The 17,371-nt window shown below is 59.9% G+C and carries 13 protein-coding genes and 3 pseudogenes; 6 read left to right on the top strand and 10 right to left on the bottom strand.

Annotated elements, in window-relative coordinates:
- Together WA317_RS03880 and WA317_RS03875 are read right to left on the bottom strand one after the other, a co-directional pair.
- Positions 1–285, bottom strand: a pseudogene (locus WA317_RS03880) (hypothetical protein); the annotation flags it as partial.
- Positions 263–553: a TetR/AcrR family transcriptional regulator gene (locus tag WA317_RS03875; RefSeq protein ID WP_425171783.1), complete on the bottom strand. Its 291-nt coding sequence runs from the start codon at positions 551–553 to the stop codon at positions 263–265. The gene WA317_RS03875 and the pseudogene WA317_RS03880, both read right to left, overlap by 23 nt.
- 285 nt (positions 554–838) lie before the next feature.
- Between WA317_RS03875 and WA317_RS03870 the strand changes: the two genes are divergently transcribed.
- Positions 839–1,621: a hypothetical protein gene (locus WA317_RS03870; RefSeq protein WP_425171786.1), complete on the top strand. Its 783-nt coding sequence runs from the start codon at positions 839–841 to the stop codon at positions 1,619–1,621.
- A gap of 140 nt (positions 1,622–1,761) precedes the next feature.
- Here WA317_RS03870 and fadD32 read toward each other — a convergent pair whose 3' ends face one another.
- Positions 1,762–3,690, bottom strand: coding sequence for a long-chain-fatty-acid--AMP ligase FadD32 (fadD32, locus tag WA317_RS03865; RefSeq protein ID WP_425171782.1), 1,929 nt, complete (start codon positions 3,688–3,690; stop codon positions 1,762–1,764).
- Between the two features lie 321 nt (positions 3,691–4,011).
- On the opposite strand from fadD32, the pseudogene WA317_RS03860 reads away from it, so the two are divergent.
- Positions 4,012–4,195: pseudogene (locus WA317_RS03860) on the top strand (IS3 family transposase); the annotation flags it as partial.
- A gap of 29 nt (positions 4,196–4,224) precedes the next feature.
- Positions 4,225–4,863 (top strand): alpha/beta fold hydrolase, encoded by a 639-nt coding sequence (locus WA317_RS03855; RefSeq protein WP_425171785.1) that lies wholly within the window; start codon positions 4,225–4,227, stop codon positions 4,861–4,863.
- Positions 4,864–5,020: 157 nt separating this feature from the next.
- Here WA317_RS03855 and WA317_RS03850 read toward each other — a convergent pair whose 3' ends face one another.
- From WA317_RS03850 to WA317_RS03835, 4 genes are all read right to left on the bottom strand, one after another.
- Entirely contained in the window at positions 5,021–5,542 is a 522-nt protein-coding gene (locus WA317_RS03850) for a class I SAM-dependent methyltransferase (protein WP_425171781.1), read from the bottom strand.
- Positions 5,543–6,240: 698 nt separating this feature from the next.
- Entirely contained in the window at positions 6,241–9,156 is a 2,916-nt protein-coding gene (locus tag WA317_RS03845) for an RND family transporter (RefSeq protein WP_425171780.1), read from the bottom strand.
- A gap of 37 nt (positions 9,157–9,193) precedes the next feature.
- The gene (locus WA317_RS03840) at positions 9,194–12,076 is read right to left on the bottom strand and encodes an RND family transporter (protein WP_425171779.1); all 2,883 of its coding nucleotides are present in this window, start codon (positions 12,074–12,076) and stop codon (positions 9,194–9,196) included.
- Entirely contained in the window at positions 12,073–12,492 is a 420-nt protein-coding gene (locus WA317_RS03835; RefSeq protein WP_425171784.1) for an MmpS family protein, read from the bottom strand. The genes WA317_RS03840 and WA317_RS03835 overlap by 4 nt, the downstream gene beginning before the upstream one ends.
- Positions 12,493–12,829: 337 nt before the next feature.
- Here WA317_RS03835 and WA317_RS03830 point away from each other — a divergent pair.
- The 3 genes and pseudogenes from WA317_RS03830 to WA317_RS03820 all read left to right on the top strand — a co-directional run.
- Positions 12,830–13,352: pseudogene (locus WA317_RS03830) on the top strand (TetR/AcrR family transcriptional regulator); the annotation flags it as partial.
- Between the two features lie 403 nt (positions 13,353–13,755).
- Positions 13,756–13,986 carry an MbtH family protein gene (locus WA317_RS03825; protein WP_425171778.1) on the top strand — a complete coding sequence of 77 codons (231 nt, stop codon included), beginning with the start codon at positions 13,756–13,758 and terminating at the stop codon, positions 13,984–13,986.
- A 164-nt stretch (positions 13,987–14,150) separates the two neighbouring features.
- Positions 14,151–14,321 carry a hypothetical protein gene (locus WA317_RS03820; protein ID WP_425171777.1) on the top strand — a complete coding sequence of 57 codons (171 nt, stop codon included), beginning with the start codon at positions 14,151–14,153 and terminating at the stop codon, positions 14,319–14,321.
- 302 nt (positions 14,322–14,623) lie between these two features.
- On the opposite strand, the gene WA317_RS03815 is transcribed toward WA317_RS03820, so the two are convergent.
- From WA317_RS03815 to WA317_RS03805, 3 genes are all read right to left on the bottom strand, one after another.
- Positions 14,624–15,721 carry a branched-chain amino acid aminotransferase gene (locus tag WA317_RS03815; RefSeq protein ID WP_425171776.1) on the bottom strand — a complete coding sequence of 366 codons (1,098 nt, stop codon included), beginning with the start codon at positions 15,719–15,721 and terminating at the stop codon, positions 14,624–14,626.
- 38 nt (positions 15,722–15,759) lie between these two features.
- Positions 15,760–16,119, bottom strand: a complete 360-nt coding sequence (locus WA317_RS03810; protein ID WP_425171775.1) for a nuclear transport factor 2 family protein — start codon at positions 16,117–16,119, stop codon at positions 15,760–15,762.
- Between the two features lie 253 nt (positions 16,120–16,372).
- Positions 16,373–17,371, bottom strand: a 999-nt coding sequence (locus tag WA317_RS03805) for a thioesterase domain-containing protein (protein WP_425171774.1), incomplete at its 5' end; no start/stop codon positions are given.

Raw genomic sequence — 17,371 nt, 5'->3', positions numbered from 1 at the left:
GATCAGAAGCCCGCAGGAAGACGGCCCCCGGAGAACTCTCCGGGGGCCGTTTGCCGTCGGTACGCGAGTCCGCTGCGTCGGTTTAAGGGCTCGGCCCGTCGGTCGAATGACTTCGCGAAGGATCGAGTAGGGCGGTGAGCGGCTGATGAAGCCAGCCGCGAGCGGCGGCAGCTGGGAGCGGTGGTGCAACAGCCGGTCCGCCACGTCCGGATTGCGGGCGGCGTGCATCAAGAAATCGGTCTTGATGAGCAGCCAGTCCCGATCAAGCAGCGGGGTCGACGTCACCCCGCTTCATCGCCGACTCGACGGACCCAGCACTGGCGGCGTCAGCGAGTGCCCGTCCTACCTGTTCGGTGATGATCTCGGCGCGTTGGTCGTAGCGCATGAAGAACAGTTCGTCGAGGCTGGCGAACTGGGAGTCGAACGCACCTCGGGTATAGCCGGCCCCAGTGCATACGTCTTCGATGCGAACCCGCCCGAAACCCTTTTCCACGAATACCTGATAGGCGGCGTCAAGCAGCCGCACTCGCGTCTCGGCGCGGCGTTTCGTCACCCGAGCCGGCTTGCAGCTGCTTTGGCGCCGGCCGTTCGCATTACCGACGCAATCTGAATGCGATTTTGAAGTGATCCCCTAGTCTGGTTATCACTCGGCTGCGAAGGCGACTCACTCCCGACAGTCATAGTCGCCATGCAGCGAATGGCAGCACCCAATGACGCGGAACGCCAAGCCAGCATCTGCCCGCCGGACTTCGTCGGTTCGCGCTCCGACGAGCGCAACCGGCCCCTACAGTCGAACGGCGCATCCGCCCTGCCGTCGAACCGTTTGGGAGAGCCGCTGATGAGTTGGTGGATTGTTAAATACATCCCATCTTGGGTGCTGCTCATCGGTCTAATTGTGCTGATCGCAGGCGGAGCGGCATTGACACAGGGGTATTTGCGTCGGCGGTACCCAGTCTTAAAAGGTGACGCGCACAACGATGTCACCAAGTTCACCTACGGCTTCATCGGATTCGTCTATGCCTTCTTCGTCGGATTCGTCGTTTCCTCCATGTGGGGTCAGAACAACGCCGCGGATGCTAACGCACGTGCCGAAGGCGCAGTCGCGGCGCAAATGGCAAGCGAAGCAGTCATGTTCGAGACCGCAGATAAAGACCGCATCCGGCGGAACCTGCTGACATATGAACAAGCAGCCATCGCGGAATGGCCTCAAGCCGGGAAGAGTCGATCATCAGATGCCGACACCGCCTTGGCCCGCCTATACAGCGCGTACGACGGGGTCACCGCGAAGACAAACACCCAAAAGACAATGCTTGCGACGTCGTATTCCAACCTCGACAAGGTCAGTCAGGCACGCACCGTGCGACTGCTCACCGCCCGCGAAGACTCCGGACTCCCCTGGCCGTTCTGGGCGGTCATCTTCGTGACGAGCAGTATGGTCCTCGGCACCGCAATCATCTATGGGGTCGAAAAACCCATCCTCCACTACCCAATGGTGGCCATCGTCGGCCTCATCGTCGCCACGAATCTCTTCCTCATCGTGGAACTGGCGCACCCCTACGTCGGTGCGGTATCAACAAGCTCGGATCCATTGCAACAAGTGGCCGCGGAGCTATCGCACTAATGGAGGCACGAGTCACGCGGCCATCCACAAAGGGTGGCTGATACGCAAAAGCGTTCGAGGCTCTCAGCTTTCACGATCTGCGCCACTCCTACGCCACCGGCGCACTCCGGGCAGGCGTGAGCCTGAACCGAAACCCGCTGTTATTCCCGACGGTCATCGGGCCATCCCGAGTCGTGCACGTGGTCGGGGAAGGCGTCTTGGACATGGCCGCCGCGTAAGCTGCCGTCCATGTAGGCGGCCCGGCAGGCGGAGTGGCCGACCTTTCCGCTGGAGGTGCGTGGGATCGAACCGGCCGGCACCAGCAGCACGTCGCGCGCGGTGATGCCGTGGCGCGCTGCGACCGCGGCGCGGATATCGTCGGCGATCGATTGGGTGTCGGATTTGTGCGCGCCGGGGGCGCGTTCGCCGACGACGACCAACTGCTCGGAGGAGTCCTGCGGGTCGCGATTGAGTCCCGAGTGCGGATTGTCCAACACCTGGGACGGAAGCTGGTTGGCCGGCACTGAGAAGGCGGCCACGTACCCGGCACGGAGCGCACGGCTGGCCTCCTGCGCGGTGTACTCCAGGTCTTGCGGATAGTGGTTGCGGCCGTCGACGATCACCAGGTCCTTGACCCGGCCGGTGACATACAGCTCGCCGCCGAAGTAGGTGCCGTAGTCGCCGGTGCGCATCCACTGGCCGTCGTCAGGGACACCCTCGGCGTGCGAGGGGCTGGCCCGCGATTGGAGAACGTTGCCGAAGGTGTCCTGGGTGTCCTGCGCGCGGCCCCAGTAGCCCGAACCGATGTTGGCGCCGTGCAGCCAGATCTCGCCGATGTGGCCGTCGGGTTGTTCGGTGGCGGTGTCGGAATCGACGATGGCAGCCCACTGGTCGATCGAGACCACGCCACACGCCACCTGTGGGACGGCCGTGGGTGCATCGTCGGCAACCGTGCGGAAGCGGCCGCGGGTCAGTTCGTCGCGGTCCACGTGGATGGTGGTGGCCTTTTGCTTCATGTCGGTGGTGGAGACGAACAGCGTCGCCTCCGCCATGCCGTAGGACGGCTTGATGGCGGTGGCTGGAAGCCCATAGGGAGCGAACGCCTCGTTGAACTTGCGCATTGACGCGGTGGAAATCGGCTCGCTGCCGTTGAGCAGGGCGAACACGTTGCTCAGGTCGAGTTCGGGCTCACCGTCTTTGGGCAGGCCGCGCAACGCAGCGTGCTCGAAGGCGAAGTTCGGCGCCGCCGAGAAAGTTGGGCCATCGTCGTCAGCCAGGACCGCGAGCTCCCGCATCCACCGGATGGGGCGGCGCACGAAGGCGGTCGGGCTCATGATCGTGATGGAGTGTCCGATGACCGACGGAACCATGGCGGTGACCAGGCCCATGTCGTGAAACAGCGGCAGCCACATCACGCCCCGCTGACCCTCTTCGACCTGCAGTGCGGTGATGAGCTGCGCCAGGTTGGTGGCCACCGCCCGGTGGGTGATCTGCACACCGGCAGGGGCGCGCGTGGACCCGGAGGTGTATTGCAGGTAGGCGATGGCGTCGGGGTCGGCCGGTGGCGGCTGCCAGGTTTGGGCGACCTCGTCGGGGATGGCGTCCACGGCGATGACGCGTGGTCGTTCCTTGGGCGGACGGTGGTGGTGAAAGAACTTGCGAACTCCTTCAGCGGAGTCGGTAGTGGTCAGGATCACCGAGGGCGTGCAGTCGTCGAGAACCGTGTGCAGCCGGCCCATGTGCCCAGGTTCCGCGGGGTCGAACAGCGGCACCGCAATGACGCCGGCGTACAGCGCGCCGTAGAACGCCACCATGTAGTCCAGACCCTGCGGAGCCAGGACGGCGACGCGGTCGCCGGGCTGGGTGACCTGCTGCAGGCGGGCCCCGACGGCGCGGTTGCGGGCACCGAACCGGGACCAGGTCAGGTCCTTGTACACACCATCGCGTTCGGTAGAGAAGTCGAGGAAGCGGTAGGCCAGGCGATCCCCACGCATCTGGACCCACCGCTCCACATGACGGACGAGGCTGCCGTGGTCCGGTAACTTGATCCGCCCTGTTTTTCGGTCGATGAACGGGTTGGGCACTGGCATATCAACTCTCCTGTCGCGCGTGTACAGCGGACGGAGCCGGTCTTTTCGCCAGCCCTCAACCCAAACCTCACAGATCTTACCGAGGTATGCACTGCCCACCGACGGACCCGTTCGACAGCCGTGGCCGCCGTCCGGCGAGCGCTTTCACTTCAAAGCGCAACGAGCCCCTCGTGGACGACCCTTGTCCCCCGATCCGTTCCATGGGTTCCGTTACCGACGCTAATGTTCCCAGAGTGTTCCAAAGGGCATAAATATGGCCCCCCGAGGAGTGAAGCATCCCGCGTTTGATGCATACCTCCTACCTTGGGGAAGGCGCATGTCATGCCGAGCAAGTACGACCCGGAGACGCGGGCCACGGCCGTCCGTCTGGTGCTGGAGCATCGCGATGAGTATCCGAGCGAGTAGGGCAACCACGGCGGCGTCGAAGCGGTTGGGGATGAACGCCGAGACGCTGCGTAATGGATCCGCCAGCAGCAGGTCGACGACGGCGATCGGGACGGGGCACAGCCTCTTCGTCGATTCGACGTCTTCGAGTTGTTGACACCGCTTCTCGGCCGTCAACGCCGCGCAGTGATGATTGACGGACCTGGACACGGCCCCAGCCGGCCGCCAGGTGCGCTGTTCACCGGCACTGCGTGCGCCCGCGCGGCCGCGCGGGTCCTAGAACACCTTGGCATCACCGACCCGGTGGACTGGGTGGGGTGTGCGTGGGGCGGCCACGTAGGGCTTGAGATCGCTGCAGACGAGCCCCACCGCATCCGCACTCTGACTACTTTCCGGACCCCCTTCAAGCGCTGTCGATCTCCAAGCGGCTACCCACTACTCGCTCTTTACCGTCTGGCGGGACCGGTCGCCCCGATCAGAAACGCACTCACCGACACCCCGCTCGGCCCGCGAGCCGTCGCAACGCAGCCCGACCTGTCTCGTCGCGTGATGGCCGCGTTCAGTGATGCCGACCGATCGGCGATGTTCACTGCGATCCGGTCGGCGATGGTGCGCCGCCCGACGTTCACCCGGTTGGCCGCCGTGGCCACCCCCACGCTGATGATCGCCAGCCGTGACGACCCGCTTTGGACCGCCGATATGGCGGGCCGCCGTGGCGCAGATGCGGATGGCCGCTTGGTTATCGGTGCCCGGGAAGGGTCACATTGCACCGCTGCTGATCGAGCCTGAGCTGGTGGCGAGCACGATCTCGGAGTTCTGGAGTGCCCCGACTGAGTACATCAACGCTCGGCTGACCGCCTAGGGAACTTCGCTTCGATGATCCGTCGAGCCCCGCCGAGGTGGTTTACCAGCTCCGAAGGGCTGTCGACGCACACAGGATCGCTCGTCACAGATGCGAAACTGGCTCGTGCACGCTTGCGTGCGATGGGGTCGGTGTGGCAATCAGCAGGTGGGATGCGTTGTCGCCCTGATCGATTCGACGGTGTTCAACCGTGAGTCCTGCGCCGCACAGCGTGTCGATCACCTGTGGCACCGGACGGAGGTGAAAGCCGTGGCCGGTGAATGGCATCCTTGCCATCGCGTCCGGGTCGGCCAGTCCAATGACGATCCGACCCGAGCTTCCTACCACCCGAGCGAGCTCGGTGAACGCACAATCCAGCTCAGCTATGAAGTAGATGGTATTGACGGTAAGGATGCCGTTCAGTGCGCCATCGGTGAAGGGCAGCTGCGTTAACGACGCATTATGCAACGTCAGCCGCCCGGCCGCGATGTCGCGCCGATATCGATGTGCCGCGTTGCGGAGCATTGTGTCCGACACCTCAACGCCGTGGACCCGGCCCGATTGACAGACGCTGCCGAGCAGGAATTTCAGCCCGACGCCACCCCCGAACCCGACGTCGGCGACCACCGCCGCCGCACCGGGTTGCAGCGCTTGTACGGCGGCGCTCACCAAGCTTCGGTTACCTCGATTGAGCGCCAAACCGACTAACCGCCCGCGCAGACCACTGGGATGGCCCAGCTGCTTAGCGATACCGGTCATGATGGCGCCCCGGACGTCCATCAAACGACCGTACCGGCACGGGTTCTGATATCGCACCGGATGACAAGCTCCCTGAGCAGAAGCCGACTACGCTTACCACCAGATCGGACAGCACACACCGGTCACACGTAACGAGGTGTGCGTGAAACCCGGGATGGTTCCCTTTCGTCCGTACCGACGAGCCGACGACGCAAAAGGTGACGTCGACACAGGCCGACCACGCCAGCTGCAGAGCGAGCTGCCGGTGCATTCGGCGACACACCTGCTGAAGTATCCGCGATCGGCCATCCCTACCCGCCTGCCGACCTCTCGCACGGAGCATGCATCGCGGCCAGCAGGGTGCGCGCTTCTGCTATGCGCGTTCGATACTTTATTCCTGCACGGTGTGCCCGGTACGCCGGCGCTCGATCGTGGTCAGGCGCCCGAGTTGTGCCGAGGTCGTGCGCCACGTCATGCGGCGACGTTTTAGCTCGGCATGGCGCCGGTCGATCACCGTCTTGCACATTCTTCGCGCATAGGACTACCGCTTCACCGCCCATTTACGGCGCTGGTAACGCGAGGCCAATCTAGACGGGCCGCCTGGAGCGCTCGGCTGTGGCCGCGTCGTCGTCGCGGTGCTCCGCTCTTAGCAGCAGGGACCGTACCAGCGGACGCGGTCCATAAGGCCGAAGCAGTTGACTGGCCGGGCGCGGACGAACTGTCTGCGGCCACCAGAACCAACGTCCGAGCAGCGCGGCGATAGACGGCGTCATGAACGCCCGCACGACCAAGGTGTCGAACAACAGGCCCAGCCCGATGGTGGTGCCGATCTGACCGATAATCCGCAGATCGCTGACCACCATCGAGCCCATCGTGAAAGCGAAGACCAGGCCCGCCGATGTCACGACTTTACCGGTACCAGCCATTGCGCGGATGATGCCGGTGTTTATGCCTGCGGCTATTTCCTCCCTGAACCGGGATACCAACAACAGGTTGTAGTCAGACCCCACCGCCAACAGGATGATCACCGACATGGCAAGCACCATCCAGTGCAATTTGATGCCCAGAACATACTGCCAGACGAGCACCGACAGCCCAAACGATGCACCTAATGAAAGTGCCACCGTACCCACGATGACTAGCGCGGCGATAAAACTTCGCGTGATGATAAGCATGATCATAAAAATAAGGCAGAGCGCAGCAATTCCCGCGATCAAAAGATCGTATTTGGAGCCGTCTCGCCAGTCCTTAAAAGTCGACGCGGTGCCGGCGAGATAGATTTTGGCGCTCGCCAGAGGTGTGCCCTTGAGCGCCTCCGCGGCCGCCCTCGCTATTTTGTCGATACTCGCTACGCCCTCGGACGTCGCGGGATCGCCCCTATGCGAAATGATGAATCGAGCCGCTTTCCCGTCTGGCGACAGGAAGGAATTCATCGCGCGCTGAAAATCCTTATTCTCAAAAATTTCCGGAGGCAAATAAAAGGAATCGTCGTTCCTCGCGGCGTCGAACGCCTTCCCCAATGCGGTGGCATCCTGGCTCATGTCGTCCATCTCCGCGAAGATCCCGGACATGGTGCTGTGCATGGTCAGCATCATGGTCTGCATGCTTCGCATGGTCGCCATCATCGGCGGAAAGAACTGGAGCATCTGCGGCATGAGCGCATCCAGTTGAGCGAAGTTTTTGACGAGATCATGCAGCTTATCGCTAATCTCGTCAATACCGTCGACTGAATCAAAAATGGATCTCAGCGACCAGCAGATGGGAATATCGTAGCAGTGCTTTTCCCAGTAGAAGTAGCTGCGGATAGGCCTCCAAAAATCCTCGAAATCCGCGATGTGATCTCTCAGTTCTTCCGTGATTCCCGCCAAGTCACGCGTTTCGCCGATCATGCGATGAGTCGCGTTGGTGAGCTGTTGCATCAGGCCGTACATGCGTTGCATTTGGTTAATCATGCCTGACATCTCGTCGGCCTGCTTGAGCATGTCGTTCATGCTGTTCTTCTGAAACTCCAGCGTTTGTTGCTGGCTGGCGCTCTGCATGCTGAGCAGAAACGGTATCGACGTGTGTTCGATCGGGGTTCCCTCGGGCCGGGTCACGCCCTGGACACGAGAAATTCCTCGAACACGGAAAACTCCCCTGGCTAATTTGTTCAATACCAAAAAGTCCGCCGGATCGCGCATATCGTGATCCGATTCGATCAGCAGGATTTCGGGCATCATTCGCGACTGGGAAAAGTGGCGATCAGCAGCCGCATACCCCAAATTGGCTGGAATATCTTTGGGAATGTAGAGCCGGTCGTTGTAGCTTGTTTTATAGCCCGGCAATGTCAGTAGGCCGATCAGTGCGATCGCGCACGTGGCAGCCAGAATGGGCACGGGCCAGCGGACAATCGCCGTGCCGACCCGCCGCCATCCGCGAACCCCTATCCTGCGCTTAGGGTCGAATAACCCGAACCGGCTTCCGACGGCAAGAACCGCAGGAACAAGCGTCAGGGCGACCACGACTGCAACGAGCATGCCCACTGCGCACGGGATGCCCAGACTCCGGAACATGGGCATTCGGGCAACGCTCAGGCAGAAGACTGCCCCTGCGATCGTCAAACCGGAAGCCAAGACAACGGGAGCGACCCCGCGGTAGGTGGTGTTGTAGGCCGTTTCCGGGTTCTCGCCGGCCTGGCGTGCCTCTTGATACCGCCCGATGAAGAATATCCCGTAATCTGTTCCGGCCGCGATCGCGAGGGACGTCAGTAGGTTAGTGGCGAATGTGGAGAGTACAAGAATATTGTTATGGGCGAGGAATGCGACGATTCCCCGCGCCGCCGCTAATTCGATCCCAACCATCACCAACAACAGAAGCACGGTGATGACCGAACGGTAGACAAGGAGCAGCATCGTGAAGATCATCGCGACCGTTACTACGGTTATCTTCAGAATAGATTTGTTACCACTGCGTTGCATATCCGCAACCAGCGATGCCGGACCGGTGACATAGACCTTGACCCCGGGAGGCGGTGGCGTCCGCTTTGCGATGTCGCGGACCGCGGCCACGGATTCTTCCCCCAAGGTGGTGCCTTGGTTGCCGGCCAGATTCAGTTGCACATATGTGGCCTTACCATCGCTGCTTTGCGCGCCGGCCGCCGTGAGTCGATCTCCCCATAAATCCTGTACATGCTGCACATGCTTCGGATCGTTTCTTAACTCATGAATCAATCCGGCATAGTATTCGTGAGCGTCGTCCCCGAGCGGCTGTTGCCCCTCTAGCACGATCATTGCGAAACTGTCCGAGTCTGATTCTTTGAAGTCTTTACCCATGCGCATCATGGCCCGCACCGACGGTGCGTCTTCGGGACTCATCGGTACCGAATGCTCTTGCCCGACTCGCTCGAGCGATGGAACTGCCAGCGTCACAATCAGCACCAGCGCGACCCAGGCCACGATGATCAACACGGAAAATCTGCGGATCGTCGGTGCCATGAAGGGCGCCTGGGGGCGTTCAGTGCTCATGCGGACTTCAACAGGCAGCAGGTAAACGCGTTCACGTTCACTGTCTCAGCAACAAGGAACGAGCCACCGACCGGGGCGCTAGCGGCCGAAGTAGGGCGCTGGCGGGCCGGGGGCGCACTTGTTGCGGCCACCAGAACCAGCGTCCTAGCAGCGCGGCGATGGATGGTGTCATGAAGGCGCGGACGACTAACGTGTCGAACAGCAGACCGAGGCCGATGGTGGTTCCCACCTGACCGATCACGACCAGGGCGCTGGCCAGCATGGACATCATGGTGAAGGCGAAAACCAGGCCGGCGGACGTCACGACTTTGCCGGTCCCGCCCATCGCGCGGATGATGCCCGTGTTGATTCCGGCAGGTATTTCCTCTTTCATCCGTGAGACCAGCAGCAGATTGTAGTCAGACCCCACTGCCAAAAGAATGATCACGGACATCGCGAGCACCACAAAGTTTATTTGTATGCCCAGAACATACTGCCAGACGAGCACTGAGAGCCCGTATGATGCGCCCAGCGAAAGCGCCACTGTACCCACGATAACCAAGGCGGCCACAAAACTTCGCGTCACGATCAGCATGATGAGGAAAATAAGGCAGAGTGCAGCGATTCCCGCGATTAGAAGATCGTATTTGGAGCCGTCCACGAGGTCTTTCACAGTCGCTGCAGCGCCGGCGAGGTAAATATTGGCGTCTTCTAGCGGAGTCCCCTTGAGCGCCTCCTCGGCCGCGATGTTTATCTCTTCAACCCGTGAGATGCCCTCGGCCGTGGCGGGATCGCCGCTTTGTTGAATGAGCATACGGACGGCTTTCCCATCCGGCGAAAAGAACACTTTCATGACTCGTTGGAAGTCTTTGTTTTTGAAAACCTCCGGCGGCAAGTAGAAAGAATCGTCGTTTTTGGCGGTGTCGAAAGCCTTCCCCATGGCTGTCGCGTTATTGCTCGAGTCTTCCATTTGGCTGAACATCCCTGACATGGTGCTGTGCATCGTTAGCATCATGGTCCGCATGTTCTTCATGGTCGCGATCATCGGCGGCAACTGGGTGGCCATTTGCGGCATGAGCGAATCTAGCTGATCGAGATCTTTGATGAGACTTTGCATCTTATCGCTAATCTCGTCAACACCGTCGAGTGTATCCCATATGGACCTCAGCGACCAGCAGATGGGAATGTCGTAGCAGTGCTTTTCCCAGTAGAAGTAGCTGCGAATTGGCCGGAAGAAATCCTCGAAATCTGCGATGTGATCCCGCAATTCATCGGTGATGGCGTTAATTTCTTTCGTCGCAGTAATCGTTTGATGAGTCGTGTTCGTGAGTTGTTGTATGAGGTCATTCATGCGCTGCATTAGGTTGATCGTTGTGGCCAGCTCGCTGGCTTGCGTACCCAAGTCGTTCATGCGGTCTTTCATAAACTGCAAATTTTGCAGCTGGCCTGCCTGTGACATGCTGAGCATGAACGGGATCGACGTATGCTCGATCTGGGTCCCTTCGGGCCGAGTGATGGCCTGCACCATGGAAATGCCCGGGACGGCGAAGACGCCCTTGGCTAGTTTGTTCAGCACCAAAAAATCCGCCGGATTGCGCATATCATGATCGGCCTCGATCAATAGGATGTCGGGCATCATCATTCGCGACTGGGTAAAATGACGCTCTGCGGCCGCGTACCCCTGATTGGCGGGGATATCTTTCGGGATATACCTTTGGTCGTTGTAGCTGGGTTTATATCCCGGCAGTGTCAGTAGTCCTATCAGCGCGATCGCGCACGCCGCGGCGAGAATGGGCGCGGGCCACCGAACGATCGCGGTGCCGACCCGCCGCCATCCGCGTGCCCTGATCTTCCGCTTGGGCTCGAACAGACGGAAACGGCTTCCGACAGCAAGAACTGCTGGAACCAACGTAAGCGCAACCGCGACTGCGACCAATATGCCCACCGCGCAAGGGACACCCAAAGGTTGGAAATAGGGCAGTCGGGTAAAGCTCAGGCAGAAAACCGCTCCGGCGATAGTCAAACCGGAAGCCAGGACAACCTTAGCGACGCCGCGGTATGCAGTGTAGTAGGCCGTTACCCGATCCTCGCCGGCCTGACGGGCCTCTTGATACCGTCCGAAGAAGAATATCCCGTAGTCCGTTCCAGCCGCGAGCCCGATGGATGCCAGCAGACTAACGGCGTAGGTAGTAAGACCAACGATCTGGTGATCGCCCAACAACGCGACGATTCCCCGGGCCACCTGCAATTCTATGCCGACCATCACCAACAAAAGAATTACGGTGACAATCGAACGGAAGACGAGAAACAACATGATGAAGATCACTGCGACGCTTACGGCCGTAATTCTAACAACCGTCTTGTTGCCACTACTGACCATATCGGCCGCGAAAGCCGCCGGCCCGGTAACATAGGCCTTGATTCCGGGTGGGGGCGGGGTCCGGTTCACGATGTCCTCAACGGCTTGCACTGATTCGTTCGCCGAGTCCTGGCCTAAGTTACCGGTGAGGCTCATTTGAACATATGCGGCCTTACCATCGGCGCTTTGCGCGGCGGCCGCCGTGAGTGGATCCCCCCAGAAATTCTGGATGTGCTGCACGTGCTTGGGATCGTCTGCCAATTGACGAATCAAACGATCGTAGTACCGATGGGCATCGTCGCCGAGGAGTTGCTGACTCTCCAAGACGATCATCGTCACACTGTCTGAATTAGATTCCCTGAAATCCGCACCCATGCGCGTCATCGCCTTGAACGACGGTGCGTCCACGGGACTCAGCGATACTGAATGCTCTTTCGCGACCTGCTCCAGCGGGGGAATGCCAATACTCATCATGACGTCGATCGCTAACCACGCCAAGATGATGAGAACCGAAAATCGATGGATCGTCCGCGCTACGAATGGTAACGCGGTATGTTCGTCGCCCGTTCGCTCGTCGCTCATGCGGCCTTCAGCAGGCAGAAGGTAAAGGCGTTCACTTCGTTCGATACTCGTTCGGCTTTGACTTCACCGTCCACCAAGATGCGGCAGCCAATACTGTCACTATCGCCCTGCGCGACGACATTTCCCGCGACCGCCGCCTGGGTGATCGCGAGCTTCAACGACCACGGCAGGCTTGCTCCCTTAACAACCTTCGGGTCACCATCGACGTCGAAATAGCTGATGCTGGCCACGGTGCCTGGAGGGCCGAAGACTTCGTACGTCAGCTGCTTGGGGTCGAAAGGTTTGGTGTCATTGATTCTGCTGTCGGCATACGAAGGACGCTTCTCAGCGCCGAAGATGCCGTGCAACCGCCACACAGTGAATCCTCCAGCACCGATCACCACCAGGATGATCAGCAGTATCCACAGCCGCTTCAGAAGCCGGAAAATCGCAAATCCCCTTCACCGGTTCCATACCCGGCGCCAAGTCATCCGCTCGAACGTCAAGCACATATCGGCCGCGACACGCCATGGGGCGGCACCTCGAATGCGGTGGCGTCGCAGGCTAGCCGTGCGGCGGTCACCTTTAATGAGCGGCGCCTTGGCGAACTTGACCCGATCTTGACCCGATCTTGACGAGTAAACCATGTCGGCGACCTCCATATCGGGTGTTTCCCAACGTGATATGGATCGTAGTGCGTACCGCGTGCGTGAAAGGACGGTTTCGTCGCCGGCGTCCAACTTACGAACCCGTCGCGCGCGTTATCCTCGGGCGGTGCGGCAGCACACCTTCCAGCCCGCCCGCACAGCAGAGAAAAGCGCCAACGCGCGGCGGCAAGCATAGAAGCCGTGCGCTCGCGAGCCCTGGAGAGGGGTGTCGCGTGGGTGACATTGACCGGGGTCGCCAACCGCGCTGGGGTCCACTATCCCGCCGTGGGCCGCTACTTCATTTCTCACAATGAGGTGCTCCTTGCATCTTGCGGCCGAAGGTCGGGTACGGGGGTCGGGCAGTGTGTGTGAGAGGTTGCGCGAGCCCGGCTCGATGTCGCCGGCGCGGGTCGCCGAGACGTTAGCCAACAATCTGGCCGCCGACCCGTCTTCTGCGACCTGCTCGCCAACCCTCACCTGCACCTCGAAGACGAGGTGGATCTCGACAGGGTTTGTCCAGATCAGGCGGACCAGCGCGCTGCCGTGATGTCGGGCGCGGGTGCGATCGAACAAGCGTTATCGCCGCTGGGCGCTCGGTCGCGCTCGAAGTCCTTCGTGCCGCCTATTCATTGGCGGCCCCTTTGTGGCAGTCGCCCACCCGCGAGCTCAGCCCTGTTCAAGGACTGTGGGGGTGCGGCGTGAACTTCATCTTGCCGCCGGCCGACGCGAATGAAGTCTCCGGCTGGGGCCAACACGACGGCCAGGTGTCCCGGTGCTTTCGCGGCACCGACGCGGAATCAAGGTCCGAGTCGATATAGCGTGCTCGCAGAACAATGCGGTTCTTCGACAAGGACACAATGGCCGCTAGGCCGGAACGCGTCTTCATGCCATTCGAAAGTCGTCACCGCCGGAACCCTGCGCCGCGCACCAATTACTGAGCTGTGTCAGGATCCTGATAGGTCGCATCAGGGACTTCGTCGAAAATCGGACCGATCTTGTGGGCCTCCGGTATGTTTTGCCCAACTCATGTCAACCAGACGGTCTGGAGAACCGATGAGCGTCAATCCATTTGACGACGACAACGGCAGTTTCTTCGTCTTGGTCAACAACGAGGAACAACACAGCCTGTGGCCGGCCTTCGCCGACGTTCCAGCCGGCTGGCAGGTGGTTTACGGCGAAGCGGACCGCGCTGCATGTCTGGCGTACATCGAACAAAACTGGACCGATATACGGCCGAAGAGCCTGCGGCAGAGGCTGGAAGAGGGCCGAGGTCTTGTTACGTAACCCTGTGGGTTCAGGCAGTCCGATGGAACTTGATGACCGGACGCTTTCGCTGACGCGCGGCCGGCTAAACATATGGGGGTCTTCGCAAAGAACCGCGGTACCGGTAACGTCGACACCGTTGACTGGCCGGGTCTGAGAACGGCACGGGCCTCATAAATCGCGGTGTGAGCAAACGCGAACAGGAGGGGTCGCAATTCAACAACAACGGAAGTGCCACGGCGTTCCTTGGGCCGGAAGGCAGGGCCATGTTGCCAGTGTCCGACCACGTCGGGGAGGCCCTGTACGCCATAGAGACCGCCGTGATCGCGGGTTGGCTCACCGGGTGCGGAGCGTAGAGACGTCGGCACGGTCGGCGCCTTTGGCCGAAACCGCCGAATGCTTTCCGGCATCGCCGCTCTCGCCGAAGGAGATGTACCCGAAGCTCTCCGCCAAAGTTCGCTGGACTGCTCGCGGACCGTCTGGCCCGCACCATGTAGGACACACGGTAGGCCCTCGAAATCTCCTTTGCTGACGGCAATCTCAGCGGCGGCCTTCGAAAATAAGTGCGTGGCAACAGCGGCATCCGCATTATGGGAGATCGATCCGCTTTGGTAGGGAACCCTCGAAGGGTGCCTTGAGCTCGATTGAGCCTGCACCGCTACGGCAAAGGGATCTCAACCATCCAGTCAAACGGATCGGGTCGCCGACCGTATTGAATGTCGAGGAGGTGGTCGCGCAGTGCTAGGCTCTGCCGCCCTGGCAATCCGTCGGACACGGTAATTTCACAGTCCGAGCCCTTGATTCCAATAATTGGGTTCACCACTGCCGCGGTCCCCACTGCGAAGATCTCGCGAATCTTGCCAGAAATGCAGTACATTTTTAATTCGTCGAACGAAAATTTGCGTTCGACTGGCGTGAGCCCATGGGCCGTCGCCAGCGAAAGAATACTCGCTCGTGTTACCCCGTCTAAAATTGTTCCCAGGCCAGGAGTAACGAGCTCGCCCTCGGACGTTATGGCAAATATGTTCATGGTGCCGGATTCCTGGACATAGCCATCATTATCGAGGTACAACACAAGATCGCAGCCATGTGCCCCAGCTTCACTTTCCGGCACAAGATTTGACGAGTAGTTGCCGCCGAATTTGGCGCTTCCTGTACCACCCTGCCAGGCGCGAGGATACTTTCCTACCCATAGCCACATTCCGCGCATCCCACCTGGAAAGTATGGCGCTGCTGGGCTCGCGATAACCGCATAGGTGACAAGCTGACTTGGCCGGACCGCGAGTCCCACCTCTGCACCGAACATGAATGGTCTAAGATACAAACTGCGTTCACGATCGTCGGTGGGAACCCACGCACGGTCCACTTGCACAAGTGAAATCAGGCTCGACAGGAAGAGGTCGTCGCTCAACTGTGGAAGTGCCAACCTGGCAGCTGATTGGCGGAAGCGACGAGCATTGAGGAGCGGTCTGAACAGCCAAATGCTCCCGTTTGGCCGGCCATAAGCTTTCAAGCCCTCAAAGACACCCTGAGCATAGTGGAGCGCAACGCATCCCGGATGAAGGGAGAACGGTCTTAGCTCCGTGATACAAGCCCCGTGCCAACTCGTGTTTGCATCCCAGTAAATGACGGACATATGGTCGGAGAAAAAGCGACCGAACCCGGGGTCCGCCAAAATCTTAGCCCGCTCACCATCCGATAGTCGTGATCGGGAAACATCGATCCGAAAAACCCCGGACACAAGCTCTGCTTTCATTTATCGACATTCTGCTACTCCTGGCGAGACTCGTCGGTTCATACTAGCGGTGCATAGAAGTAGGTACGCCGTTTCTTTATGAGCCCGTTTGGACCAGGCCAGAAGAAGTCGGCAAAGCTTACTTCGGTCTCCGTTCCCCCCCGCACGGTGCCCTTGAAGCTACCTTCGACCGCGACTGTTCCAGGATTAGAAACGATCGACTCGACGTTGTGCACACCCGACTCGATGATGCGGTCATCTATGTAGAAGGACCTGATCGCCCCCCTTCCGCTCATATGGGCATAGCCGGGCCGGAAGTACTCGGCGTCAACTTCGAAGAGCGCGACAACCCCCTCGACATCGCCCTTATCGACCTCCGCGTAGTACTGTCGGACGAGATCGGTAAAAACTTCGTGCATCAGAATTCCTTGACACTTGCCGTTTGGACCGTTGATCAAGAAGCCGCGCATCGACTGGCCAGTACACGAGGATGAGTCTTCGTACCTCTGGAGACAGAGCGAATTGCGCGACGCCAAATTTCGGAGCGGTTGAAGCATCACCTTCTTTCAGAAAAGACATAACAGAGGGTCTCGAGAACTGACCCAAATGCCAGCATGACGGCATACGGGGTGCGCCAGTCGCGCGTAGGGATTTCTTCACCACAAGGTCGCCTCAAGCTTTCAATGAAAATTTGAGTTGTTGGCCATACAGACTGAGGGATTCCGCAGTCAACATATCTTCATGTCTGCAGTCGATCCAGTACTCTGTAATGTGGCCAGCAACATAAAGCCGCCAACTTTCCAGAGGAGGCGAGCTCCGAAACTTTTCATCCGGCAAAGCAGAAAAGATGATTACATCACCATCGAAAACACCGGGTTCGTGAGCTCGATGCAGCGCAAAGCTACTATTAAGATTGTGAACACCCAAATCGAAAAGCTGCTTGTATTGAGAAAACTCCACGGCTCCTCGTTCGCGAACTAGTTCTTCCACCTGCTCGTAGGTAAGCGGACCATCCTGTTCCGGAATATCTACACGGTAGAAACGCAAGACTTCTTCCAGTGCCTGGTTCTCGACTAAAGCATGGCTTGGTAAGGTGACGTTGCTGTCGATACTGGGTTGAGCGTCGAGAAGGATTAGGCGTGCGATTTCGCATCCGCGGCGCTGGAGCTCGACAGCGAGTTCATGCGCGACGACGCCTCCAAAAGACCAGCCGAGAAGATTATAGGGCCCGGTAGGGTAGGCCCCCTGGATTCTGTCGGCATAGTCTTTCGCCATATCGCGAATTGACCGAGGTTCAGCTTCTTCGCTCTGCCGAATACGTTGAATTCCGATGATCGGGCAGTCCAAGTAATTACCAAGAGCTTGATACGGCCAACTCACCCCGCTCCCGGGATGAACGCAGAACAGCGGAACGCCGGTACCCTTCTTGAGGATCTCAACAGGGACTACTTCCACCTCGCTGGCATGTCTGCCCAACTGCTGGCTCAAGCTTCTAACGGACGGTGCGTGGAACAAGGTGCGGACCGCCAGGCCGGCATCCAGGGTGGTGTTGATCGCGGCGACCAGACGCATCGCCGACAGCGAATCCCCACCCAACTCGAAAAACGAGTCGTCGACCCCGACCCGCTCCAGCCCCAGCACCCGGGCGTAAATGCCGGCCAGCACCTCCTC

This window comes from Mycobacterium sp. (assembly GCF_049802695.1).
In the GTDB taxonomy this organism is placed as follows: Bacteria; Actinomycetota; Actinomycetes; order Mycobacteriales; family Mycobacteriaceae; genus Mycobacterium.
This window is presented reverse-complemented; position numbering and strand designations above follow the sequence as displayed.